The sequence below is a fragment of the Streptococcus sanguinis genome, from assembly GCF_900475275.1.
Classification (GTDB): Bacteria; Bacillota; Bacilli; order Lactobacillales; family Streptococcaceae; genus Streptococcus; species Streptococcus sanguinis_N.
Genome location: NZ_LS483364.1, coordinates 160770 through 184498, shown reverse-complemented (window position 1 = coordinate 184498; position 23729 = coordinate 160770). Strand labels below are relative to the sequence as shown.

Here is a 23729-nt window from a genome sequence, read left to right as displayed (position 1 = left end):
TCCTTTTGAAAACGAATTAAATTTTCAAAAAATCTGTTTTTTCTGAAAGTTGTTAGTTAATTAAAAATAAAAGTTCGGAATTTTTGTAAAATCGTAGCGAAAATTTGTTTTCTTTTTCCGTTTGTAATAGACTAAAATTACTATCATAGGACGGTGAAACGATGACGATTAATCAATTACTGCAGAAACTGGATACATCAAGCCCTATTCTCCAAGCGACCTTTGGTCTAGAGAGGGAAAATCTGCGAGTGACAGCTGACGGGCACCTAGCTCAAACTGCCCATCCGAGTCAGCTTGGTTCCCGCAATTTCCACCCGACCATCCAAACAGACTTCAGTGAGCAACAACTGGAACTAATTACACCTATTGCTCACTCGACTAAAGAAGCACGGCGCTTACTGGGAGCTATCAGCGATGTGGCTGGCCGCTCGATTGACCAGAGTGAACGCCTCTGGCCCCTGTCCATGCCACCGCAGCTGACAGAAGAAGAGATTGCCATCGCCCATCTGGAAAACGACTACGAACGCCACTACCGAGAGGGTTTAGCGAAAAAATATGGTAAAAAACTACAGGCTATCTCTGGCATCCACTACAATATGGAACTAGGGAAAGATCTGATCACTGCTCTCTTTCAAGCCAGCTCCCACCATTCACTCAAGGACTTTAAAAATGACCTCTATCTCAAGCTGGCTCGAAACTTTCTGCGCTTTCGCTGGATTTTAACCTATCTCTATGGTGCTGCCCCTTTGGCAGAAGCTGGTTTCTACAGTCAGGACATTTCCCAGCCTATCCGCTCTTTTCGCAACAGCGACTATGGCTATGTCAATGACGAGCATATTCAGGTATCCTACGCTTCTTTGGAACAATATGTAACCGACATTGAAAACTACGTTCAGTCTGGCGAGCTCAGCGCCGAAAAAGAATTTTACTCAGCCGTTCGCTTCCGTGGACAGAAGCACAATCGTGCCTATCTGGAGCAAGGCATCACTTATCTGGAATTCCGCTGCTTTGATCTCAATCCTTTTGACCATTTAGGCATTAGCCAAGAGACCTTAGATACCGTCCATCTCTTTTTACTGAGCCTGCTATGGTTAGATGATGTAGAAAATGTAGATACGGCATTAAAAGCCGCCCACGACTTGAACCAAAAAATTGCTTGTAGCCACCCACTGACTGCCCTGCCAGATGAGGCAGACAGCTCAGCCCTGATCCAAGCCATGGAAGAGCTCATTCAACATTTTGAACTGCCAACTTACTACCAAACCTTGCTTCAGCAACTTAAAGAAGCACTTCTGAATCCTCAGCTAACCCTATCTGGTCAGCTCCTGCATCATATCCAGCAAGATTCTTTAATGGCCTTTGGACTAGAAAAAGCAGAGGAGTATCACCGCTATGCTTGGACTGCTCCTTATGCCCTCAAAGGCTACGAAAATATGGAACTATCCACTCAAATGCTACTCTTTGATGCCATACAAAGAGGTCTAAACTTTGAAATTTTAGATGAAAATGACCAATTTCTCAAGCTTTGGCATGGTCACCATGTAGAGTATGTCAAGAACGGCAATATGACCTCCAAGGATAACTATGTCATCCCTCTGGCCATGGCCAATAAAACAGTCACCAAAAAGATTTTGGCAGAAGCTGACTTTCCCGTTCCAGATGGAGCAGAATTTTCTTCTCTTGAAGAGGGACTGGCCTATTACCCTTTGATTAAGAACCGACAAATTGTCGTCAAACCTAAGTCAACCAACTTCGGACTGGGCATCTCTATCTTCCAAGAACCAGCTAGTCTGGAAGCTTATCGCAAGGCTTTGGAGATTGCTTTTTCAGAGGACGCTGCTGTCTTAGTGGAAGAATTCATCGCTGGAACGGAGTACCGCTTCTTTGTCTTAGACGGTCAGTGTGAGGCAGTCCTCTTGCGAGTAGCAGCCAATGTCGTCGGAGACGGTCAGCATACTGTGAGAGAATTGGTTGCCATCAAAAATGACAATCCTATGCGCGGGCGAGACCATCGTTCACCACTCGAAATCATTGAACTGGGGGACATTGAACTGCTCATGCTGGACCAGCAAGGCTATGGACCCGACGATATCCTGCCTGCTGGAGTTAAGGTTGACTTGCGGCGCAATTCCAACATTTCTACTGGCGGAGACTCGATTGATGTCACAGACAGCATGCACTCATCTTATAAGGAACTCGCTGCGGACATGGCAAAGGCTATGGGAGCTTGGGCTTGTGGCGTTGACCTAATCATCCCTGACTGTTCTGCTATTTCCACAAAGGAAAATCCCAACTGTACCTGCATCGAGCTAAACTTCAATCCCTCTATGTATATGCACACCTATTGTGCTGAGGGACCGGGACAAAGCATCACCCCTAAAATATTAGCCAAACTTTTCCCAGAAATGGACTGATAAAACACGAATCGCAGGGTATTCCTTGCGATTTTTGTTTGAATACTTGAGAGAAACGAAGAAACTTTCGTTTTAGAAATGACGCTTGCTTTATTGATAGGAATCAAATGTCTTTTTGAATTAAGCAAATATAAAAAATGGTCTCAATATATAAAATCATTTCAATCTTTATCCTTCAAAAACCAGCTTTTATGTTAAAATAGAGATATCACATTGAGAAGAAAGAGCAAAGTCCATGTCGAGAAAAAAGGATGATTCTAACCAGCAACCAGAATGGTTTAGCTGGATTTGGATACTTGTATTTGTATTTGGTTCTGGAGCTGTAGCCAGCTATCTAATTCCCATAGCTATTCTGGGGGCTATTGGTTACGGAATCTATCGCCACCAAAGCCAGAAAAAAGTTCGGATTGAAGCAAAGCAAGCCAGCATTGGCCGTATTGAAGATTTGAAATCAGAAATTGGTCAGGCTGACCGCCGCATAAAAAAATTGGAAGCCTACCAAGAAGATGGGGACCAAGAAAGCTATCAGAATTTAGCTCTAGAAATTCTTCCCCAGCTAACCTATATCAAAAATGCTGCTAACGACCTACGGGGAGAAATTCCTGCTTCAGTCTACCAGCGAATCCAAACCAAAATTCGTACTGTAACCAATGAAATTGATGAACAACTTAGAAAGATTGAACGAGAGAAAAAACGAAAAGAAGCGCAGCCCAAGAAAACTAGTCTAGAAGAGTTAGCCCCAGAATTGGTCGCTACGGTTCGCAATATTCAGATTGACCATGAGGCCATTCTTCAAAAAATCTCCCAATCCGAAAGCAACAATAAGGAAGAGCTGACTGCCATTCATCAGTCCCAGATGGAGCACTACGAAGATATTTTAGAAGGCTACCTCAAAATCAAAGCTTCTCCCAAAGATTTTTACAATGCAGAGGAGCGGCTAGCCAAGGCCAAAGCAGCCATCAAGCAGTTTGACTTGGACCTAGACGAAGCGCTGCGCCAATTAAATGAAGCTGATTTGAGGGACTTTGACATTAGCCTGCGCATCTTAGATAAAGAAAAGCACACAGACACCGGCTTTTAAGCTAGATAAACCAAAGGAGAAACTATGAGCCAAGAATTTAATTTTGATATTGATAAAATTGCCAATAATGCTATCAGCAAAAGCGACAAAACAACAGAAATCATCGAAGCCAACACGACTCAAGAAAATGGTCAGCTAACTTTTCTGGAAAAGCTGACTCCTGAGCAACAGAGTGCGATTACGGCTAAAGCTCCGCAGCTGGTGGATAACTTCGTATCAGACCAAAATGCCTTGCTGGACTTTGGCCAATCTGCTGTAGAAGAGGTCAACGGTACTGTCAATCGTATCTTAGCCGAGCAGAAAAAATTACAAATTCCCCAGGTAGATGAGCTTTTAAAAAATACCAACAAAGAACTCAATGGCTTTGTCGCAAAATACAAGGATGCTCAAGTAGCAGAATTGGACAAGAAGCCTAATTTCTTGGAAAAACTCTTCAAACAGAGCAAAAACACTCTTCAAGAATTCTATTTTGACTCACAAAATATTGAACAGAAAATGGACGGAATGGCTGCAACCGTCGTCAAGCAAGAAGACGTTCTGGCTCGCAATATTGTTTCTGCTGAAATGCTGATCGAGGATAATACCAAATCGATTGAAAACCTAGTCGGAGTTATTTCCTTTATCGAAGCTGCTCAGCAAGAATCTGGCAATCGAGCGCTCAAGCTGCAGGCTGAAGTCGCTCAGCTAGATATGACAACTGTTGACTATCAAGTCAAATCGCAAGAATTAGCCCGAATGACAGAGGTGGTCAATACCTTAGAGCAACAACATACTGAATATGTCAGCCGTCTCTATGTAGCTTGGGCGACGACTCCTCAAATGCGTAATCTGGTCAAGGTTTCCTCTGATATGCGCCAAAAACTTGGAATGCTCCGTCGCAATACCATTCCAACTATGAAACTGTCTATCGCCCAGTTAGGCATTCTCCAGCAATCGATGAAGTCTGGTCAGGTAGCTGACGCTATCTCTAATGCGAATAACGCTGCTCTGCAAATGCTCGCTGAAACGAGCAAGGAAGTCATTCCTCAGCTGGAGCGGATTTCCCAAAGTCCTACTATCGCTGTTGAGTCTGTCACTAAGCTGGCAGAAAGCCTCGTCGCACAAAATCAAGGCATTATCGAAGCCATTGATAAAGGACGAGAAAAACGCGCTCTGCTGGAAGCTACTGTTATCCAGTCTGCAGAGACCATCAACAACTCTGTCAAACTGCGTGATCAAAAGATTATCCAAGCCCTACTGGACCAAGGCAAGGAAGCCCAGAAAGAATTAACTACAGAATAAGCAAAAGAGCCTAGGTGGCTCTTTTACTGTTTTACTTTTTAAATGATCAATACAGTCCTGTCTTCCGATTATCCCTTTAAAACAAGCAACTTTCCAACAGTTCTTTATGGCGCAGCTGGGTTAGCCAGTTATCAGGAATCCCTTCCAAACCATAGATGACACCAGCCAAGCCGCCAGCAACTGCTGCTACTGTATCAGTGTCATCGCCCAAATTAACAGCTTTCAGGACAGTTTCCAGATAAGAAGTGCTAGTCAGCAGACACCACAGCGCTGCTTCCAAGGTATCCACCACATAGCCAGTAGAGCGAATGTCATCTGCGGTCAGCTCTGCTAAAATTTGCAAACGAGCATAGGTCGTACTAGTCTCTAAGCCTGATAGTATTTTCGGTAGTTGCTGGCCTTTTAAGAGCCTACGACCAATATCCACATAAAGCAGGCAGGCCTCCACGGAAGTCGCATGGGCATGTGTAATACTGGAAACAGCCTCAACGTCAGACGGACTGGCTTCCGTAAAGGCAAGGGGCAGAATCCGCATCAAAGAACCATTTCCGTTGGAATATTCATCAGACAGACCGTGTCCTCTTGTCAAGGCTTCGCGAGTCGCATTTCCTACATCAAAGGTCAGACCATTTGGCGTGTAGGCTCCCTCGAAGAGCCAATTTTTAAACCGCTGCTGCATATCGGCAGGGTCGATCTTACCTTTTTCCCTGATAGAATCACAGGTCGCCAAAACAAGGCTGGTATCATCTGACCAAGTGCCAGCAGGTTGCTGATGGCTGCCATAGCCCACCATCTCAACTGCTTCAAAACTGCTACGGGGCAAGAATTCATACGGAACTCCTAATGCATCAGCCACTGCCAGACCATAGACTGCCGCTTTCAAAGATTGGTTCATACTAGCCTCCTTTGTTTTATTATACTATTTTTAGTCTTAAAATGCTTCCTAACCCCAAAAAACAAGCGCAGTCGCGCGCTTGTTTTTCTTTTTTGTGTTAAAATAAAAGGTATGGACAAAATTATCAAAACTATCTCAGAAAATGGTTCTTTCCGTGCTTATGTGCTGGATAGCACAGAGACGGTTCGGACCGCTCAAGAAAAACATCAAACTCAAGCAAGCTCTACCGTTGCACTTGGCCGCACACTGATTGCCAGTCAAATTTTAGCTGCAAATGAAAAAGGCCAGACCAAGATTACCGTCAAGGTCCTCGGGACCAGCTCACTAGGCGCAATTATCACAGTGGCAGATACCGAGGGCAATGTCAAAGGCTATGTACAAAATCCCGGTGTAGATATCAAAAAGACTGCCACCGGTGAGGTTCTAGTTGGTCCTTTTGTTGGCCAAGGAGAATTCCTCGTCATCACGGACTACGGTACTGGCAATCCTTACAACTCCATGACTCCTCTCATCTCTGGAGAAATCGGCGAAGACCTAGCTTTCTACCTGACCGAAAGCCAGCAAACACCTTCCGCAGTTGGCCTCAACGTCCTCTTGGATGAGAATGATAAAGTCAAGGTTGCTGGCGGTTTCTTGGTACAAGTTCTGCCTGGTGCCAAAGAAGCTGAAATTGCCCGCTTTGAAAAGCGAATCCAAGAAATGCCTGCTATCTCAAAACTGCTGGAATCCGATGACCATATCGAAGCTCTGCTGGCTGCCATCTATGGTGATGACCCATACAAACGCCTGTCTGAAGAGGAAATCTGCTTCCAGTGCGACTGTAGCAAAGAGCGCTTCATGAATGCCTTGGCTACCCTGCCAAAGGCTGACTTAGAAGAGATGCGTGACCAAGACCAAGGAGCTGAAATCGTCTGCCAATTCTGCCAGACAGCCTATCACTTTGACCAAAATGACCTGGAGGAACTGATTCGTGACAAATCTTAATACCCCTTTTATGATTGGGAATGTTGAAATTCCCAACCGCACAGTTCTGGCGCCTATGGCCGGCGTAACCAACTCTGCTTTCCGAACCATTGCCAAAGAGCTGGGAGCAGGCCTGGTCGTGATGGAAATGGTCTCTGACAAGGGCATCCAGTATAACAACGAAAAAACCCTCCACATGCTTCATATCGATGAGGGAGAAAACCCAGTTTCTATCCAACTGTTCGGTAGCGATGAGGACAGCTTAGCCCGCGCAGCAGAATTTATCCAAGAAAATACCAAGACGGATATCGTCGATATCAATATGGGCTGCCCAGTCAATAAAATCGTTAAAAACGAAGCTGGAGCTAAATGGCTCAAGGACCCTGAGAAAATCTATAAAATTATTAACAAGGTCCAGTCCGTTCTGGATATTCCTCTGACAGTCAAGATGCGAACTGGCTGGTCTGACAGCTCACTAGCTGTAGAAAATGCTCTAGCAGCCGAAGCTGCTGGGGTCTCAGCCCTGGCTATGCACGGTCGCACCCGTGAGCAAATGTATACTGGTCATGCTGACCTTGAGACCTTGCACGATGTAGCCCAAGCTCTGACCAAGATTCCTTTCATCGCTAACGGTGATATCCGGAGTGTGCATGATGCTAAACAGCGTATCGAGGAAGTCGGTGCCGATGCCGTTATGGTAGGTCGAGCGGCTATGGGAAATCCCTACCTCTTTAACCAAATCAACCACTACTTTGAAACCGGCGAAATCCTTCCAGACCTCAGCTTTGAGGACAAGATGAAAATCGCCCATGACCACCTCTCCCGCTTGGTAAACCTCAAAGGAGAATATGTGGCCATCCGCGAATTCCGTGGTCTAGCTCCGCATTATTTGCGTGGTACTGCCGGAGCAGCCAAGCTCCGCGGTGCTATTTCACAAGCTGAAAGCCTGGCTGAAATTGAAGAACTCTTACAAATTCAAAAATAAAACCAAAAGGAAGCCAATTGGACTTCCTTTTTTGTTCTGTTTAGGGCTGAGTCACCACAACGCTTGTCACTGAACCATCTGCTCCTGTTGTAATCTGCAAATTGGCATTGCCTTGCCCGCTTAACTGCGCATTGTATTTGCCATCATCCAGTGTATAAGAGTAAGAAGCGATGGAATAATTATCTGTTTTTCCATCTGCAGACTGGACTGTGAATTGACCATTACCTGATACAGTCACAGTATTTCCATTGGCATCCTTCCAAGTTCCAGCAGCGGCTGAGAAATCCCCATCCACCATAGTCAAGACACCTTTATAGCGAGCATTGCTGGCTGCCTGTTTATTCTGAAGCTGGCGATTGCTTTCGGGCGCTTGGGCTGGTTGAGTTGCTTGATTCTGAGTGTTTTGTCGACCTGAGGCTTGCTGCGGCTGCGGTTGTTGGGCTTGAGGCTCTTCTACAGTAGACTGTTGCTGACTGGCAGGAGCTTGGGTTTGTCCAGGCTGGCTAACTGCTCCTTCTGAAGAAGCGCTATTGCTAGCCTTAGGAGAAGCGCTGGCCTTGCTGGATGACGCAACTTTTGAGCTAGAAGAAGCTTGAACAGTCTTGCTAGAACTAGCACTTGTTGCACTTTCTTCTTTCTTACCACATGCCCCTAAAAGCAAACTAGAAGCCAGAACTGCAGCTGCCATCATTTTTGTATAAGTACGTGTTTTCATCTTTTGTCTCCTTGTAATATTAAGAAATCTTTTTGTAACATTATTGTAACACTGTAATTTTACTATGTCAATCATTTATGCAAAATTCTTAAAAAATTTTTTACTCAAGCGAAGTTCTGTTTCTCAATCTGTTTCTTTTGTCATGAGAAACTTGCTTCTACTTATCTATTCGTAATTAGAAACGAAAAAACAGGACAAATTTGTCCTGCAGAGAAATATATGATCAGCTTTCTTTTAATCTGGTTTTTCTGCCTTCAGCCGATACACTTTTCTCGGCTTCTTCTTTGGCACGCGCTTAACACCAGCCTCCTCTAGGTATTCTCCAAATTTCACTAGAAAATTATTGCTGACAATAGGTCGTCTAGGCGTGATGAGATTGACCAACTCAGTCCCTTCATAGACAGTAAACGGTGATTCTAGCAAATGGAGAAAAGTTGGATTCCAGTCCAGTCGCCCCTGAATCCGCTTGATAGATTCCAACAGGATTTGGTAGTGGTCAAAGGCAAAGTCCTCTGCTGTCAGGATTCGCTCACCGTCTCTAAAACTCCTTGTCTTAAAATCTACATCAAGAAAGGTGACTTCCTTGGCATCATCCCCAGCTTGTGCTTGGTCTACTGCTATGGCCGGCAGATAGACCAGATGGGCAATGGTGATGACCCAACCGCGCGGATCACGTCCTGGAGTAGATACCGTCATCAGTTGTTCCACCTTTTCCAGCGGTATCTCCAGCCCCACCTCTTCCTTAACTTCCCGAATACAAGCTTGATAAGCATCCTCATGCTTGTCTACAAAACCTCCGACCAAAGCATATTTATTCTGATAAGGGTGGGCCTTGCGCTTGATGACCAAGAGTTTTATCTGCCCTTCCACGAAGCAGTAGGACACCATATCCGCTGTTACACTAGGCGTTTCATACTTGGGTAAATCCTGTGTCTTGTACCATGCCAAAAAGGCGGACTCATCCGCCATGGTTTCATAGTACTCTTTTTCCGACATTCCCGCTGGGATATCCTGTTTGGTCATGAGTTTCTTCCTTTCCTAAGCTATTTTTTCTATCAAAAAATCTCAAATCTTAGTCTAAGCTTTCTTCACCGCCTTGGTCCACTGATACCATCCAACGATACTATTAAGGGTATAGACCCAGTACATAGCCTGGATATGAAGGTTGCTACCCCACCAGAGATAGATACTGAAGAGATTGGTCGCAATCCAGAAAATCCACTGCTCGCGGTAGAGACCAGTCATAAGAAGCTGACCGATACCATTGGTCGCATCTGTCACACTATCACGGAAAGGACGGTGACTGTGAATGCTCTTATAGGCAAAGCCCATACCAATCCAAATCAAAGCCGTCAAGGCCAAATATTTAAGCCAGCCACGCCAGTCTAACTTCTTAGCTTCAAAATGAGACGGTTCTTCCTTATCTTGTTCATTGACCCGGTTGGACAACCAAGTGTAGAGACCGATTGGCTGCATGATAAAGAAGTAGACTGTAGTCAGTACTTCTCCATAAAAGCTAGCATTGAAGGACAATATAAGGTAAATTGCCGAATTAACAGCTCCGAAGAGATAATTGCTAGCCCGCCCCTCGGCTACTAGAATGACGCAGACAATGCCTGTCCAGGAAGCAAAGAGTCCCAGCCAATCATGCTGCTCCTGACCACTGGTGAACTCCAGAATGAAAGGCAGACTGGAAAGAACAATCAAGTAGAGCCATTGAGTCAAGCTGCGCCCGCCAAATAAATCCTGCCAGAACAATTTCGCTATGCCACTAAAACCTTGTTTTTTAGCTTCCGCACAGACATTGCGGAAATTCCGAGCAAAAGTTTGAGATTTTTGTTTCAGTCCTGCGTAAAGAGCTGCAGGAGCGAGTTTTTGATTTTTTACTACCATTCTATTTTACCACTTTCTTTTTTAATCCGCTTGATAAATCATGTCAATCGCTTCTTTGGCCGCCTGGTAATTATCCAAATAACTACCAGCTAGATAGACCGTCGGAATATGAGCCAAGCACTGCTCTTTCAGCCTTTTTAGATGGCTGGAAAAATCACTGCGGATAGCCTCGTCTGCCATGCTCATATCGCGAAAACCATCGTTAACATAGGTGCCGACCGGCTCAGCAAAGAGAATCAAATCCCATTTTTCCTTGGACAAAATACTGGCAAAGAGATTGTCAAAGGTATCTGTTTCTTCGTCCTGAACTGGACTTTCTTTCAGATAGTAATCATAGTAAGCCTTGGTTACCAGAGAATTTGTATCAGCCACGACCAGACCACGGTTGGCGCTGCTGTCAATTAATCTGGAAGTCTGAGCATATTGTCCTAAGAGCAGATAATAGTAGTCTTTAGGAGTCAGCTCATCGTCTCGCACGTTATTTTGAATCTGGTATTCTCGAGCATATTCCAGACTAACCGGAGCATCATAAAAGCGAGCCAAATCCTTAGCCAAGGTCGTTTTACCATTGCTGGCACTACCCATAATCAGCACTTTCTTGGTAAAGTGACGGCGGAAAGGCTGGGCTATATATTTCCAATAAAGACTAAGATTTTCCCGAATCATCGTAGCTGAGATACCAAACTGTCGCTCCTGCAAGGAAGTTTTGAAAGCACGCTTTTCTAACTCTTCCTGATAGTCAGCCTCACCAACAAAGAAAATCAGTTCCTCCCGTTCTGCATCATAGCTCACCAACTCTAATAGAGCTGACAGCCACTTGTCCCAACCCAGAGGATAGCGGGGAAAGGAAGTTTCATCCAGTTTGTAAACCTGAGTCAATTCATCATCTGCGAAAGTCTCCCGCGTATAACGGAATCGCTTCTGCAGAGACAGACCCACTTCCTGCCCACGATCTCCCTGATAACCTGAAACCACCACGCGTACCTTATCGTAAGAACGCTTAGCCTTCTGTATCAAATCAATATGCCCCTGATGCAAGGGAGCAAATGTTCCAAAGACGATTGCAATTTTTTCTTTCATATATCTAACCTTTTTATTGTTTTTTATATTTTATTCTTTCTATGATTTTATTATAAACTATATTTTTCTTTTGTCAATAGTTTTTTATAAAGTTTTATAAAAATATTTTCAGACACTTTAAAACTATATCGAGGGCACAAAAAAGAACCTAATGTCTTAAGCATCAGATTCTTATTCTACAAGATTTATTGCTGATAGACTTCTTGGTAGAATTCCAGCTTGTCTCCATCCTTGACAGTGATTTGATTGGCTGCCTTAGGAGCCATTTCTCCGTTGACCTTAAACATCCAGTAGAGGCCCTTTTCTTCATCCTGAGCATGGCCGTCAATAGAAGTGATAAAACCATCTTTTTCTTCGACCTTATAGGCCTTCTTCAAAGCATCCATCGCTGTCTTTCCTTCTGCAACAGCCACCGTTTTCTCGCTCTTCTCCTGATCTTCTGGTGCAATACTGATGCTGATTTTCAGTTCCTTTTTGACAGAAGAATCAGCGGAGCTAGAGCTCTTGTCAGTATTTGTCTGGCTGCTGCCGCAACCAACAAGGAGAAGGGCAAAAGCAAGTGTGAGCAAACTAAAGATTTTTTTCATTATAGATCCTCCTTAAAATAGGGTACAAGAGTGGGTAAAAAAACAAGGTCGACAGTCCGTGCGCTATATTGAAAGTCAAAGCGTTGATAATCGCATAAGACCACCAGTGATAGTTATACAGCAAGGCTGTCAGTGTATCGATGGCAATGCCATAGCCAAAGGATAGGAGAGCTGCTGTTATTCCCTGGCCCACTAGATTTAACCGGGGATAGAGCAGCCGCCAAAGGCAAAGAATCAGTCCAAAGGACAGCAACTGAAAGAGGACGATTGGACTCATTCCCAAAAGAAAGGCTGATGTAAACATCGTCACAGCCATCACTAGGAGTGAAGTCTGCAAATCCTCAAAGATAACGATCAGAAAAAAGATAGCTGAGATAGGCTGCACATTGGGCAAAAAGGAAAATGCATAGCGAAAGGCCACACATAGAGCCGATAGGATGGCAATTTTAGCCATTTTACGAGCGGACAAAGGTACCTCCTTTTCTAATTAAGTGAAGCAAGAGAATTTGGACTAGGTATGCAGCTCAACAGCATCCCAGTCCTGGGCCGTATTCAGCCCCAGTAGCCAGTCAAGACCAGACCGCCTCTCCTGAACAACACTTTCATCAAGGCCTGCCGGTGCTGGCTGGTTATGAATCCGAGCATCGACACAGGCCCAGTGATAACGATAAATCAAATCATCCTCATCCAGTAACTCTTCTAAGCTGCGCGGTTGGCATTTGCTCAGAAATTCCTGAAAGTCAACCGCACTAGCGACTGCGTCAATAGCAGCATCACAATCACAAATCTTATCTGGAAACGGTAAAGTATCTACTAGACCCAAGTACCAAATCAGGGACCAATAGGCCTCATATTTCCAAACCATATTAATAATAGCTGCCGAGTCGGCACGATCTTCCAAGACTGCCCTTTCTTTGGGCGTCAACTCTTCCTGCACCCCGTATTGCTGCAGTTTATCCTGCAGCCACTGGCGACTCTCCTCATTAATAATTATTATTTTCGATATCCAAGGCCGCCTGAATAATCAAGAGGCTGCTAATAGCCCGACGCGCAATTTCTTCTAACGAGCGCGGCCTTACTTGCTCAGCACTTTCGATGACTGGCAAATGCTCAATGTAAGGAATCCCCTCCTTTTTCAAGCGCTGGATACTGGCCGCCTTGCGCTCTTCTGGTGTTTTTACTCTAGCTTTCTTGCCAGCAAACAAGTCTTTAAAAAACGACATATCAGCCTCCAATCCTTCAATTCCCAGTTTCATTGAATGATGAAATAACTGTTCGGTATCTATAGGTATGCTTTCTATTAAGGATTAACCGAAAGCACTCAACTTTCCATTGCAAGGTTTCGCTTTCTAGGACACTTCGAACTTGAGTTGGCCAGCTTTGACTCCGACCTTAAGAGTTTGACCCGTTGTCAAATCTCCTGTCAAGAGTAGCTCAGACAGCTTGTCCTCCACCTGAGTCTGCAGAGTGCGGCGCAATGGCCGTGCCCCCATTTCCACATCGTAGCCTTCCTGAGCCAGCAGCTTAAGGGCACTAGCCTGGAACTTCAGCTCAATTCCCTTCTCAGCAAGACTGGCAATGAGCGGTTTGACCATAACCTTGACCACTTCCTGCATATCTTCTGCAGATAAGCTGTGGAAAACTACCTTTTCGTCGATACGGTTGATAAACTCTGGTCGATAAGCTTTCTTAAGCTCTTCCAGCATCCGTTTTTCCATATTGGCATGGTCCAAGCGAATATCCCGCGCTCCAAAGCCCACCGTCTTATCATCCCGCAAACTAGTTGCCCCCAGATTGCTGGTCATGATAATAATCGTGTTGGAGAAGTCCACCTTGCGGCCCTTGCTGTCAGTCAACTGACCATCATCCAAGACCTGCAGGAGAACATTGAAAATATCCGGGTGCGCCTTTTCCACCTCGTCAAAGAGCAGGACAGAATAAGGTCGGTTGCGTACCTTCTCCGTCAACTCCCCTCCTTCTTCATAGCCTACATAGCCTGGAGGCGCTCCGTTGAGGCGGCTAGCCGCGAATTTCTCCATGTACTCACTCATATCAAAGCGGATGAGAGCAGATTCGTCATCAAAGAGACTTTCGGCCAAAGCTTTGGCTAGCTCTGTCTTCCCGACTCCTGTCGGACCTAGGAACATAAAAGATCCGATCGGCCGCTTGCTACTGCGGATACCAGACTGGTTCCGTCGGATAGCTCGGCTGATAGCTGAAATCGCCTCGTCCTGCCCAATCACGCGTTTATGCAGTTCTGTTTCCAAATTGAGGTATTTCTTCGCATCTGTCTGAGTCAGCTTCTGCACTGGAATACCAGACAAGCCACTCAGAGTAGCCAAAACATCGTCTTCTTCCACTTTCAGTTTATAGAGCTTAGGTTGCTGCTCTTGCTCAAGCAGTTGTGAAACCTTTTTAAAATCCGCTGCCATCAAGGCTTGATCCACTGGCGTCAAATCCGACTGCTCGTAATTCTGCGGTCCTCTGTTCTGGACTGTCGCACTAGCCTCATCTAAAAGATCAATAGCAGAGTCAGGCAGATGCTTGCTAGTCAGATAGCGATGGGCGTATTTCACCGCCGTCTCAATAGCCTGATCACTAATCTGTACCTTATGATGGTCCTCATAGCTCTTTCTCAGACCTTGTAAAATAGCAATGCTGTCAGCCACATTTGGCTCTTCTATGCTGACCTTGGCAAAACGCCGGGAAAGAGCCGCATCTTTTTCAATATGTTTCTGATACTCTTCCTGCGTCGTGGCGCCAACTGTCCGCAGAGTGCCGCGAGCCAGAGCCGGTTTCAGGATATTGGCCGCATCCAAGGTCGAGTCAATACCGCTGCCAGAGCCCATGATGGTATGCAGCTCATCGATGAAGAGAATGACATGACCATCTTCTTCAATGTCATTGATGATGTTGTTCATCCGCTCCTCGAAATCTCCGCGAAAGCGAGTGCCAGCGACTACATTCATCAAGTCCAGCTCCAAAACCCGCATCTTGGCAAGTTCAGCAGGAACCTGACCGGCCGCTACACGTTGGGCCAATCCTAAGGCCAGAGCCGTCTTACCAACCCCAGCATCTCCAACCAGCACTGGATTATTTTTAGTCTTGCGACTAAGAATCTGAACTATCCGTGAAATTTCCTGATCACGGCCAATGACGGGCTCCAATCGGCCATCTCTAGCCAGCTCCGTCAGATCACGAGTGTAGTCTTCTAGCCCCCCGCTGGTAGAAGCTGGCATACCCATCATATTAGCCATGGTCTGCTTAGCTGCCATTACTCCCTTATTCAGACTGCGAATAGCCTTGATATCTTCCTTGCCCCAGCCAGCTCGCTGCTCCAAGATCTTTCGCAAATCACTGATTTTCGGTCCTTGCTCCTTGTCCTCGTAGCTAAAGCCGGTAAATTCCAGAATACGAGAGGCCAAGGTTCCTCTGTCAAATAGCATGGCCAGCAGCACATGCTCAGTACCTACATGCTTAGCGCGAACAGCTTCTGCAATCTGGCCCGCCTCCTCAAACAACTCCTCTAAGCGATAAGAAAAAGGCAGCAGCTCGAAGTGACCGTCTTTCTGATAAGCCTGACCAGTAATCTGAAAAGCTGCTTCTTCAAATCCATCAACTTCCACAGGAAACTCATTGAGGACTGAACCAGCAACGCTGTAGGGATTATTAGCTAGAGCAATCAGCAGATGCCATGATTCCAGATAATCTGTCGTAAAATGGCCGGCCAAGAGCTGGGCTGCTTCCAAGCTTTCTATTAAGGCTTTTGAGTATTTCATTTATGATTCCATTCCTTTTCTGTCTAGTTGTTGTAAAATCTTTTTTAATATCCGGGCACGAATCACCGCAGCCCCATCACCCAAAATCGAGTCCGATGCTGTTGACAAGATTAGATTGCCCTCACGTTCAGTCATAATCTTCTCATCAAAAAGAAGCTGAATAACATCTGTGAAAACCTGCTGGCTGACACGCTCTCCCACACTGTCGTACAGGCCGCAAAGCATCTGATGCCGGTCGGAAAATTCAATCTTTCCAATCCGAATATAGCCGCCGCCACCACGCTTACTCTCAACGATATAGCCCCGACTTTCCGTAAAACGCGTCTTAATCACATAGTTAATCTGACTGGGAACCACCTGAAAAACATCAGCCAGTTCACTGCGTTTCAGTTCAACCATCCCAGCCTGAGCCAGAATAGACTTGATATATGCTTCAATACTGTCCGATGTGTTTTTTGCACCCATGATTTCCCTTTCCAGTTGAAAATTTCAGAATAAATCTCTTCTTTTCTTGTTTCTCTAACATTGACTATCTTTGACTAATATTATACCGGAAAAGTCTCTATTTTGAAAGAAAAAGGGATGACTGAAAGGTCTGAGAATTCAAACTAGTGAAAAAGCTTTGCTACGGTTGTGTAACCGCTTGCTTTTTGCTTTTAAAGCGTTATAATATAGGTGGAAATCCACAAGGAAAAGACAGACAGAAACTCCTGCCTGCCAACTATCATCTAAACAAGGAGGATAATCCTATGAAAATGGATTGGCTCAACTATTCTCGTCATGTACTCAAATGGCTCTTTGCAGCTCTGAGTATTTTTACCATCTTTTCCGCTGATTACGTTGATATTCCTATCGGAGCTCTCATCGCCTGTCTTTATGCTCCCCTGCTCTTCGAACAGGAGCTGGTCAGCAACCGAGTCAAATGGTATAGCTTTCTGATTATGATGGTGGTTACTCTGCCCCTTTTGTTTATTACCAAAGTCTACCAGTTTAGCCTAACTTACCCCCAAACGACAGCTCTTCTCTTCATATTGGTAGTCTTGATTTTTACCAATGGCTTGATTGCTCATAAGGAAGAAAGAGAAAAAGCAGCTAAGTGATGCTGCTCACCATTCTACACTTGATGTTTCAAAATGCTACAAATGAAAAGGTCTGAGAAAAATCTCAGACCTTTTTATCGTTCAATTTCTAAGCTAAAAACGATTAGTTTTGACCAAGAGCAGCAGCCATTGTTGCAGCTACTTCGTTTTCAAAGTCGTTAGCAGCTTTTTCGATACCTTCACCAACTTCAAAGCGAGCGAACTCAACTACTGAAGCATTTACTGATTCAAGGTAAGCTTCAACTGTCTTGCTGTCATCCATGATGTATACTTGTGCAAGAAGTGTGTATGCTTGGTCAACTTTAGTGTTGTCAAGCATGAAGCGATCCATTTTACCTGGGATAATCTTGTCCCAAATCTTTTCAGGTTTGCCTTCAGCAGCCAACTCAGCTTTGATGTCTTCTTCAGCTTGAGCAACAACTGCATCAGTCAATTGAGCTTTAGAACCGTATTTCAAGTGTGGAAGAGCTGGCTTACCAACCATTGCACGGCTTTCGTTGTCTTGATCGATGACGTGGTTCAATTGTGCCAATTCATCTTTGACAAATTGCTCATCCAATTCTTTGTATGAAAGAACAGTTGGTTTCATCGCAGCAATGTGCATAGAGATTTGCTTAGCAAGAGCATCGTCTCCACCTTCGATAACGGAGATAACTCCGATACGGCCACCGTTGTGTTGGTAAGCACCAAAGTGTTGAGCATCTGTCTTTTCAATCAAAGCAAAGCGACGGAAAGAGATTTTTTCTCCGATAGTTGCAGTTGCAGATACGTATGCAGCTTCAAGAGTTTCACCTGAAGGCATTGTCAAAGCAAGAGCTTCTTCGTTGTTAGCTGGTTTACCTTCAGCGATTACTTTAGCTGTTGCATTTACCAAGTCAACGAATTGAGCGTTTTTCGCAACGAAGTCAGTTTCAGCATTCACTTCAACAACAGCGGCAACGTTACCGTTTACGTAAACGCCTGTCAGACCTTCAGCGGCAACACGGTCAGCTTTCTTAGCTGCTTTTGCCATACCTTTTTCGCGAAGCAATTCAATCGCTTTTTCGATGTCACCATCAGTTTCAACAAGTGCTTTTTTAGCGTCCATGACACCAGCACCAGATTTTTCACGCAATTCTTTGACAAGCTTAGCTGTAATTTCTGCCATTTTTCTTCTCCTATTTTTTAATGTAAATAAAGGAGCTGGGCTGAGCCCCGCCCCTTTAGGTTAGTTTACTGATTATTCGTTTGAACCTTCAACAACTTCAACGATTTCTTCGATAGAATCTGCTTGAGTTTCAGTTGCAGCCAATTCTGCTTCTACTGATTCAACGCTATCTTCACCTTGACGGCCTTCGATAACTGCATCAGCCATTTTCGCAGTGATTAATTTAACTGCACGGATTGCATCGTCGTTAGCTGGGATGATAACATCGATATCATCAGGATCAGTGTTAGTATCAACCATGGCAACCACTGGGATACCTAATTTCTTAGCTTCCTTAACAGCGATTTGCTCTTTATGAGGGTCAACTACGTACATCACATCTGGGATACGAGGCATATCTTCGATACCGCCCAAGAATTTTTCAAGACGAGCACGTTGTTTGTTGAGAAGAGCGACTTCTTTCTTAGGAAGAACTTCGAAAGTTCCGTCTTCTTCCATGCGTTTGATTTCTTTCAAACGAGCTACACGTTTTTGGATAGTAGACCAGTTTGTAAGAGTTCCACCCAACCAACGGTGGTTGATGAAGTATTGACCTGAACGTTCTGCTTCTTCTTTGACAGCGTCAGCAGCTTGCTTTTTAGTACCAACGAAGAGGATAACTGCATCGTTAGCAGCAGCATCACGCATAAAGTCGTAAGCTTGGTCAGCATACTTTACAGTTTGCTGCAAGTCGATTACGTGGATACCGTTACGCTCAGTGAAGATGTATTTAGCCATCTTAGGGTTCCAGCGACGAGTTTGGTGACCAAAGTGAACACCAGCCTCAAGAAGTTGTTTCATTGAAATTACTGCCATGAGTAAATTCTCCTTTTTGTTTTTTTCCTCTTTTAGATTTCAGCTCGCAGGACCACCCGAGGGCAACAGTCCCACAATTCATCTAAAATGAGTATTTTGCCATTTACACGGCACCTCCTATTATAACAAAAGGGCAGCTCTTTGACAAGGCATTTACCAGATTTTCTGCCACTAAGTACGAATTCTACTTCTCAGCTGAACATTTGTTCCTGAAGCGTTCAGAATGGTAGCGTCTAACATTTTCTGATTTGACTTTGAAAGACTCTTGACGAAAGCGAGTATTTACGATAGAATAATAAGAGTTGCGGCGGTATAGCCAAGTGGTAAGGCACGGCTCTGCAAAAGCTTGATCGTCGGTTCAAATCCGTCTACCGCCTTCATAGATATATTTCCAGAAGCCCACCAAAGGGCTTTTTTATTGCATTTCCTATTGTTTCTAGCAAACTTTGCTGATATAATATTATAAAAATATCATTCATCATCAGCGAAAGGAAAAAAGATTGATTATGAAAAAAGTTAGCTTCTATGCCCTCAGCCTTCTCTCTCTGCTAGCTCTCTCAGCCTGCATGCCTGTCAAGCAGACGCAGCAAAGAAAAAAGACGCCTAGCTCCCTCAAAGCTTCAAAAAGTTCATCCTCTAAGGAAACATCCAGCAAATCATCTAGCAGTAGCTCTAGCACCTATGAAAGTAGTGATGAGGTATTTCAGAAACGTGCTACCTTTGATCCAGATGATGCTTCTGCACTACAATACATACCAGATGCAGCTTCTATTCCTGAATTAGAGAAAATAAGAAATTTTCATATTTCCACTGGCTTTGTCATTCAGGTAAAGGGAGAGGATATCAATGGTGACAAACCTAAAACGTCTTACGATGAGGTGACAGCGGCTCTAGGCCAACCTACATTCAGCACTGATGAGAATGACCCTGGCAACTCTGTTAACATCTGGCACACAGACAACGGAGACATTATGTGCTACTTTACCAATAATGTACTGACGAATTTGAGTTTTAGCCTAAAAGACGCTCAGCCAGCCAAAAGCAGTTACTCTAGCATCACCACATCTGACACTCCCAAGACAGCTTTCGACAAGCTTGGTCGTCCGGAAATGATTATGCGTTCAGAACGCGATACAACCTTTGTCTATAAAAATTCTAATGACGAACAGTTCAGTTTCTCTACCCAGAACAATCAAATCGTTGGGGTAATGTCTACCTATCAAATGAAACAAACCAAAGACATCATTGACTCTGTCATTAAGGATAAGTAATCTTCTAATAAGTTAGTTCCAAAAACACAAAAATCCAAGACGTTTTTAGTCTTGGATTTTATTTTTGACGAGGATAGCGGCTTCGTCGATTAAAGCTCTGCAATCTGGCTGAGATTAACTTCGGCCACGGTGTCATTGCCAAACATAGAAATAATCATCTTGACCTTGTTATTATCAATCTCTGTAATCTTACCTGTATAGTCAGTAAAGGCACCATCGATGATACGAACAGTATCCCCAACCTTGACATCCAAGTCAAATTCCTGCACTGTTTGACCCATGGAGATGAGAATGTTGCGAATCTCTTCTTCCAAGAGCGGCGTTGGTTTAGAGCGGTTCCCGTGTGAACCGACAAATCCTGTTACATTTGGAGTATTCCGCACGACAAACCAAGCTTCGTCTGTCATTACCATTTCTACCAAAACATAACCAGGGAAGCGATTTTCTTCGATTTCCTTGGTCTTGCCATTTTTCTCTACTTGCACGGTCTGAGTAGGGATTTCCACGCGCAAGATATTTTCCAGCATATTATAAGTCTGAGCGCGCTGCAAAAGATTTTCTTTTACCTTGTTTTCATAACCTGAATAGGTCTGCAGTACAAACCAGCCTTTGTCAAAACTGTCCATGAGTTCATCCTTTCCTAAATAAAAAAGCCTGCGGGCTTCTGCTTCTTTCTAGCCCTATTATACCATAATTTCCTCAAATGCAAAGGAATTTATTAACTTTTTCCCATACAAATCAAAGCCTTTTAATTCTGCCCAAAAATCTTGAATCTGTATTGTCTAGTATGAGAAATTTTTATTTCAAACGATGAATTATAGATAGATTTGATTTTTTTGAAGCTGACTGAAATTGTCAGCGCATAAATAAGTGCATACGCCAAAAATCCCACCTACTCACAATAGGTGGGACTTTGAATGATATACCTGTCGCAGGATTCTTTTCTATTTCCTCTACAGTTATTAAGAGAAAATATTCAGAATCTGGAAAAGACCGCTTGCCACTACTTTGTCAAAGATATAGATGATTACTACAAAGAATGCAGTGTATTCCATGACAGAGATAAAATCTGTCCATCTTTCTTTTCGAGTAGGCCAAGTTGTATCTTTCAATAATTTAAAAACATCTTTAAAGAATTTCACAACAATCTCCTATCTAGTTTCTTTATGCAGGGTGTATTTACTGCAATGCTTACAAAATTTATTAAATTCTAAACGCGTTGGTTTTGGAGTGCTACTGAGCTTAACCGAGTAGTTCCTAGAACCACAGACTGTACACGCTAGACTCGCTTTTTTTAATGCCATAACGCCTCCATCTTTCTTATTATAGCAGGATTCTATGCTTTTGACAAGCCGTTCAGCTCTTTTAAATCCTATTGAAACCAACTGGTAACAGTATCCCAGAGGTTTTTCGCTTTCTCAGGAATACCAGTGTCATCAATAGCCTTCTTGGCTTCATCCACCAGATTTTGAGCTCGGTCCTGAACGTCCTGCAGGAAGTCTTTGTTTTCAGTTGTAGTACCCGTTTCCTCCGTACCATAGGTGTCCACAGGGGCAATACCGTTGGCAGCATAGGCATTCTTCTGCCCTTCAAAGGAAGTTCCTTCTGTATATGGCAGGATGCTATTGGCAACATTCCGGAAAACTGCCGAAGCTTCATTCGCACTGGTCCCAGTCAGATAGTGGGTTTCATCAGTTTTTGGAAAGCCTAGCCACTGGCTAATAACCACATCTGGCGTATAACCAATAACCCATTGGTCACCAGATAGATCTGGGTTAAAGTCCGTTTCAGTCGTACCGGTCTTACCAGCCATAGTATAGCCATACGGAGCTGCGTAGATACCTGTACCGTTGGAGAAAGTCCCCAGCATCATGCTGTTCATCTTGTCAGTAGTTGAACTATTAAGAACCCGAGTAGAGGTTTGGCGATGGGTCTTGACAACCTGACCGCTGGCATTTTCAATTTTTGTAATGAGATGGGCATCATTCATCACACCGCCGTTGGCAAAGACCGAGTAGGCCTGCGCCATCTGCATTGGATTGGTTGTAACTCCGCTTCCTAGCGCTACTCCCAAAGTCTTATCAACCTTGTCCATATTCAGACCAAACTTTTTTCCGTACTCAAAGGCCTTGTTAATACCTAACTCGTCTACAGTTGAAACAGCCGGAATGTTCAAAGATTCTGCCAAGGCCTGATACATTGGTACTTTAGGGGAACTTTGGATATTGCCGTAGTTGTTGATGGTATAGTCGCCAAAGGTGGTTCTGGTATTATCCAGCTCCTTATCTGTCGGCCATCCAGCAGCAACGGCTGGACTGTAAGCAACCAAAGGCTTGATAGTAGAGCCGGGGCTACGAGAGGACTGAGTTGCATAGTTAAAGCTTCTGAAGGAAGAGCCTTCTGCACTATTGACTCGCCCGACTAGTGCTCGCACACCGCCGGTTTTTGGATCCAAGGCAACACTGCCCGACTCAGCCATGGTACCATCTTCTGCTACAGGAAAGAGAGAGACATTGCTGTAAATAACCTGCATGCTGGCTTGGTAGTTCTGGTCCAGTTCAGTATAAATGCGGTAGCCATTATTAACAATCTCTTCTTCTGTCAAGCCGTAGTCATTCACTGCTTCATTGATGACCGCATCGAAATAGGATGGATAGCGATAGTCTTCTGACTTACCGGCATAAGCATCAACCAGTTGGCCACCAATTCCTACAGCGGCAGCCTGATCGGCCGTCCCCTGATCAATAAAGCCTGCAGCAACCATATTTTGCAGCACCGTATTACGGCGATTGGTCGCATTTTCAACTGAGTACAGCGGATTATAAATCTCTGGCCCCTTGAGCATACCAGCCAGAACAGCAGACTGGTCCAGGCTGAGCTGGCTAGCCGAGACTCCGAAATATTTCTTAGAGGCATCCTCCACACCCCAGACCCCATTCCCAAAATAGGAATTATTGAGGTACATGGTCAGGATTTCTTGCTTGCTGTATTTCTTATTGATTTCTAAAGCTAGGAAAAATTCCTTGGCCTTCCGCTCGATGGTCTGGTCCTGAGACAGATAGGCATTCTTGGCCAACTGCTGGGTAATGGTAGAACCCCCACCAGAGCGACCAGCCGTCAGGATAGCTAGGATAAAACGACTGTAGTTAATCCCGCCATTCTCATAGAAAGTCCGGTCCTCTGTCGCGATGACAGCATTCTGCAGGTCTTGACTAATCTCGGTCAGCTCAACATAAGTTCCTTTCTGACCAGACAGGCTTCCCGCTTCATTACCATCCTTGTCAAAGATGAGCGTGGTAGCTTTGAGGGCATTCTGCAAATCCTTGACATTGGTCGTCTTAGCCACATAAAAGAGATAGCCGCCGACCACCAGGCCAAAGGTCAAGCCGAGAATCAGGAATATCTTGGTCAGATGAAACCTGCGCCAAAAACGGCGGATAGGGTGCTGAGAGAGAGGTTTCTTCTTGGTCTTGCCCGAACGGCTGAGACCAGACTTAGCCTGCTCTTCTGTCAGCTCTACCTCCTCTGCTGCTTCTTTTTGAGGTTTCTGTATAGTAAAATAATCTACTAATTTTTCAAACAAATCTTTTAAATTCTTCATAAACCTTATTTTATCACCTTATTTAGGTGCAGACAAGAAAGTACCCTATTTCCCGTCTGATTTTTAGTTATTTTTAAGAAAA

22 protein-coding genes, 1 tRNA gene and 1 pseudogene are annotated in these 23729 nt (G+C 44.4%); 8 read left to right on the top strand and 16 right to left on the bottom strand.

What is annotated here, in order from left to right; translation table 11 throughout:
- Positions 1-161: 161 nt before the first annotated feature.
- The 3 genes from gshAB (at position 162) to DQM55_RS00990 (ending at position 4776) form a co-directional block, all read left to right on the top strand.
- The gene (gene gshAB, locus DQM55_RS01000; RefSeq protein ID WP_111675189.1) at positions 162-2414 is read left to right on the top strand and encodes a bifunctional glutamate--cysteine ligase GshA/glutathione synthetase GshB; all 2253 of its coding nucleotides are present in this window, start codon (positions 162-164) and stop codon (positions 2412-2414) included.
- Between the two features lie 235 nt (positions 2415-2649).
- Positions 2650-3495, top strand: a complete 846-nt coding sequence (locus tag DQM55_RS00995; protein ID WP_111675188.1) for a hypothetical protein — start codon at positions 2650-2652, stop codon at positions 3493-3495.
- Between the two features lie 24 nt (positions 3496-3519).
- Entirely contained in the window at positions 3520-4776 is a 1257-nt protein-coding gene (locus DQM55_RS00990) for a toxic anion resistance protein (RefSeq protein ID WP_002907849.1), read from the top strand.
- A gap of 76 nt (positions 4777-4852) precedes the next feature.
- Here DQM55_RS00990 and DQM55_RS00985 read toward each other — a convergent pair whose 3' ends face one another.
- Positions 4853-5671 carry an ADP-ribosylglycohydrolase family protein gene (locus DQM55_RS00985; protein ID WP_111675187.1) on the bottom strand — a complete coding sequence of 273 codons (819 nt, stop codon included), beginning with the start codon at positions 5669-5671 and terminating at the stop codon, positions 4853-4855.
- Between the two features lie 111 nt (positions 5672-5782).
- Between DQM55_RS00985 and hslO the strand changes: the two genes are divergently transcribed.
- Both hslO and dusB read left to right on the top strand, forming a co-directional pair.
- Positions 5783-6655, top strand: a complete 873-nt coding sequence (gene hslO, locus DQM55_RS00980; protein ID WP_111675186.1) for an Hsp33 family molecular chaperone HslO — start codon at positions 5783-5785, stop codon at positions 6653-6655.
- On the top strand, positions 6642-7619 hold the full coding sequence (gene dusB, locus DQM55_RS00975) for a tRNA dihydrouridine synthase DusB (protein ID WP_172454692.1): 978 nt from the start codon (positions 6642-6644) through the stop codon (positions 7617-7619). Before hslO ends, dusB begins: the two co-directional genes overlap by 14 nt.
- A gap of 40 nt (positions 7620-7659) precedes the next feature.
- Here the strand turns inward: dusB and DQM55_RS00970 are convergent, their stop codons facing one another.
- The 9 genes and pseudogenes from DQM55_RS00970 to DQM55_RS00930 form a co-directional block, all read right to left on the bottom strand.
- A complete protein-coding gene (locus tag DQM55_RS00970; protein WP_111675184.1) occupies positions 7660-8409 on the bottom strand; it encodes a DUF6287 domain-containing protein in 750 nt (249 codons plus the stop codon).
- Between the two features lie 159 nt (positions 8410-8568).
- Positions 8569-9357, bottom strand: a complete 789-nt coding sequence (locus tag DQM55_RS00965) for an NUDIX domain-containing protein (RefSeq protein ID WP_111675183.1) — start codon at positions 9355-9357, stop codon at positions 8569-8571.
- Positions 9358-9411: 54 nt separating this feature from the next.
- Positions 9412-10227 (bottom strand): nicotinamide riboside transporter PnuC, encoded by an 816-nt coding sequence (gene pnuC, locus DQM55_RS00960; protein ID WP_111675182.1) that lies wholly within the window; start codon positions 10225-10227, stop codon positions 9412-9414.
- Between the two features lie 21 nt (positions 10228-10248).
- Positions 10249-11307, bottom strand: coding sequence for an AAA family ATPase (locus DQM55_RS00955; protein WP_111675181.1), 1059 nt, complete (start codon positions 11305-11307; stop codon positions 10249-10251).
- Between the two features lie 185 nt (positions 11308-11492).
- Positions 11493-11894 (bottom strand): DUF4430 domain-containing protein, encoded by a 402-nt coding sequence (locus DQM55_RS00950; protein ID WP_111675180.1) that lies wholly within the window; start codon positions 11892-11894, stop codon positions 11493-11495.
- Entirely contained in the window at positions 11878-12363 is a 486-nt protein-coding gene (locus DQM55_RS00945) for an ECF transporter S component (protein WP_172454691.1), read from the bottom strand. Before DQM55_RS00945 ends, DQM55_RS00950 begins: the two co-directional genes overlap by 17 nt.
- Before the next feature lie 42 nt (positions 12364-12405).
- Positions 12406-13150: pseudogene (locus tag DQM55_RS00940) on the bottom strand (DUF4272 domain-containing protein).
- A 93-nt stretch (positions 13151-13243) separates the two neighbouring features.
- Positions 13244-15673: an ATP-dependent Clp protease ATP-binding subunit gene (locus DQM55_RS00935; protein WP_111675178.1), complete on the bottom strand. Its 2430-nt coding sequence runs from the start codon at positions 15671-15673 to the stop codon at positions 13244-13246.
- Positions 15674-16138 carry a CtsR family transcriptional regulator gene (locus DQM55_RS00930; protein WP_002899234.1) on the bottom strand — a complete coding sequence of 155 codons (465 nt, stop codon included), beginning with the start codon at positions 16136-16138 and terminating at the stop codon, positions 15674-15676. It lies immediately after the preceding gene.
- Between the two features lie 146 nt (positions 16139-16284).
- Between DQM55_RS00930 and DQM55_RS00925 the strand changes: the two genes are divergently transcribed.
- Positions 16285-16773 carry a hypothetical protein gene (locus DQM55_RS00925; RefSeq protein WP_172454690.1) on the top strand — a complete coding sequence of 163 codons (489 nt, stop codon included), beginning with the start codon at positions 16285-16287 and terminating at the stop codon, positions 16771-16773.
- Positions 16774-16876: 103 nt separating this feature from the next.
- Here the strand turns inward: DQM55_RS00925 and tsf are convergent, their stop codons facing one another.
- Both tsf and rpsB read right to left on the bottom strand, forming a co-directional pair.
- Positions 16877-17920 (bottom strand): translation elongation factor Ts, encoded by a 1044-nt coding sequence (tsf, locus tag DQM55_RS00920; protein ID WP_002894014.1) that lies wholly within the window; start codon positions 17918-17920, stop codon positions 16877-16879.
- A 72-nt stretch (positions 17921-17992) separates the two neighbouring features.
- A complete protein-coding gene (gene rpsB / locus DQM55_RS00915) occupies positions 17993-18775 on the bottom strand; it encodes a 30S ribosomal protein S2 (RefSeq protein WP_002894015.1) in 783 nt (260 codons plus the stop codon).
- Between the two features lie 306 nt (positions 18776-19081).
- Between rpsB and DQM55_RS00910 the strand changes: the two genes are divergently transcribed.
- Together DQM55_RS00910 and DQM55_RS00905 are read left to right on the top strand one after the other, a co-directional pair.
- Positions 19082-19152: transfer RNA gene (locus tag DQM55_RS00910), tRNA-Cys, on the top strand.
- Between the two features lie 129 nt (positions 19153-19281).
- A complete protein-coding gene (locus tag DQM55_RS00905) occupies positions 19282-20046 on the top strand; it encodes a hypothetical protein (RefSeq protein ID WP_111675177.1) in 765 nt (254 codons plus the stop codon).
- An 89-nt stretch (positions 20047-20135) separates the two neighbouring features.
- Here the strand turns inward: DQM55_RS00905 and nusG are convergent, their stop codons facing one another.
- From nusG to pbp2a, 4 genes are all read right to left on the bottom strand, one after another.
- Entirely contained in the window at positions 20136-20672 is a 537-nt protein-coding gene (gene nusG, locus DQM55_RS00900; RefSeq protein ID WP_002894018.1) for a transcription termination/antitermination protein NusG, read from the bottom strand.
- A gap of 336 nt (positions 20673-21008) precedes the next feature.
- Positions 21009-21188, bottom strand: a complete 180-nt coding sequence (gene secE / locus DQM55_RS00895) for a preprotein translocase subunit SecE (protein ID WP_002894022.1) — start codon at positions 21186-21188, stop codon at positions 21009-21011.
- Between the two features lie 9 nt (positions 21189-21197).
- Positions 21198-21350: a 50S ribosomal protein L33 gene (gene rpmG, locus DQM55_RS00890; RefSeq protein WP_111675176.1), complete on the bottom strand. Its 153-nt coding sequence runs from the start codon at positions 21348-21350 to the stop codon at positions 21198-21200.
- A gap of 68 nt (positions 21351-21418) precedes the next feature.
- Complete coding sequence (pbp2a, locus tag DQM55_RS00885; RefSeq protein WP_111675175.1) at positions 21419-23647, bottom strand: penicillin-binding protein PBP2A; 2229 nt, start codon at positions 23645-23647, stop codon at positions 21419-21421.
- Between the last annotated feature and the right edge of the window lie 82 nt (positions 23648-23729).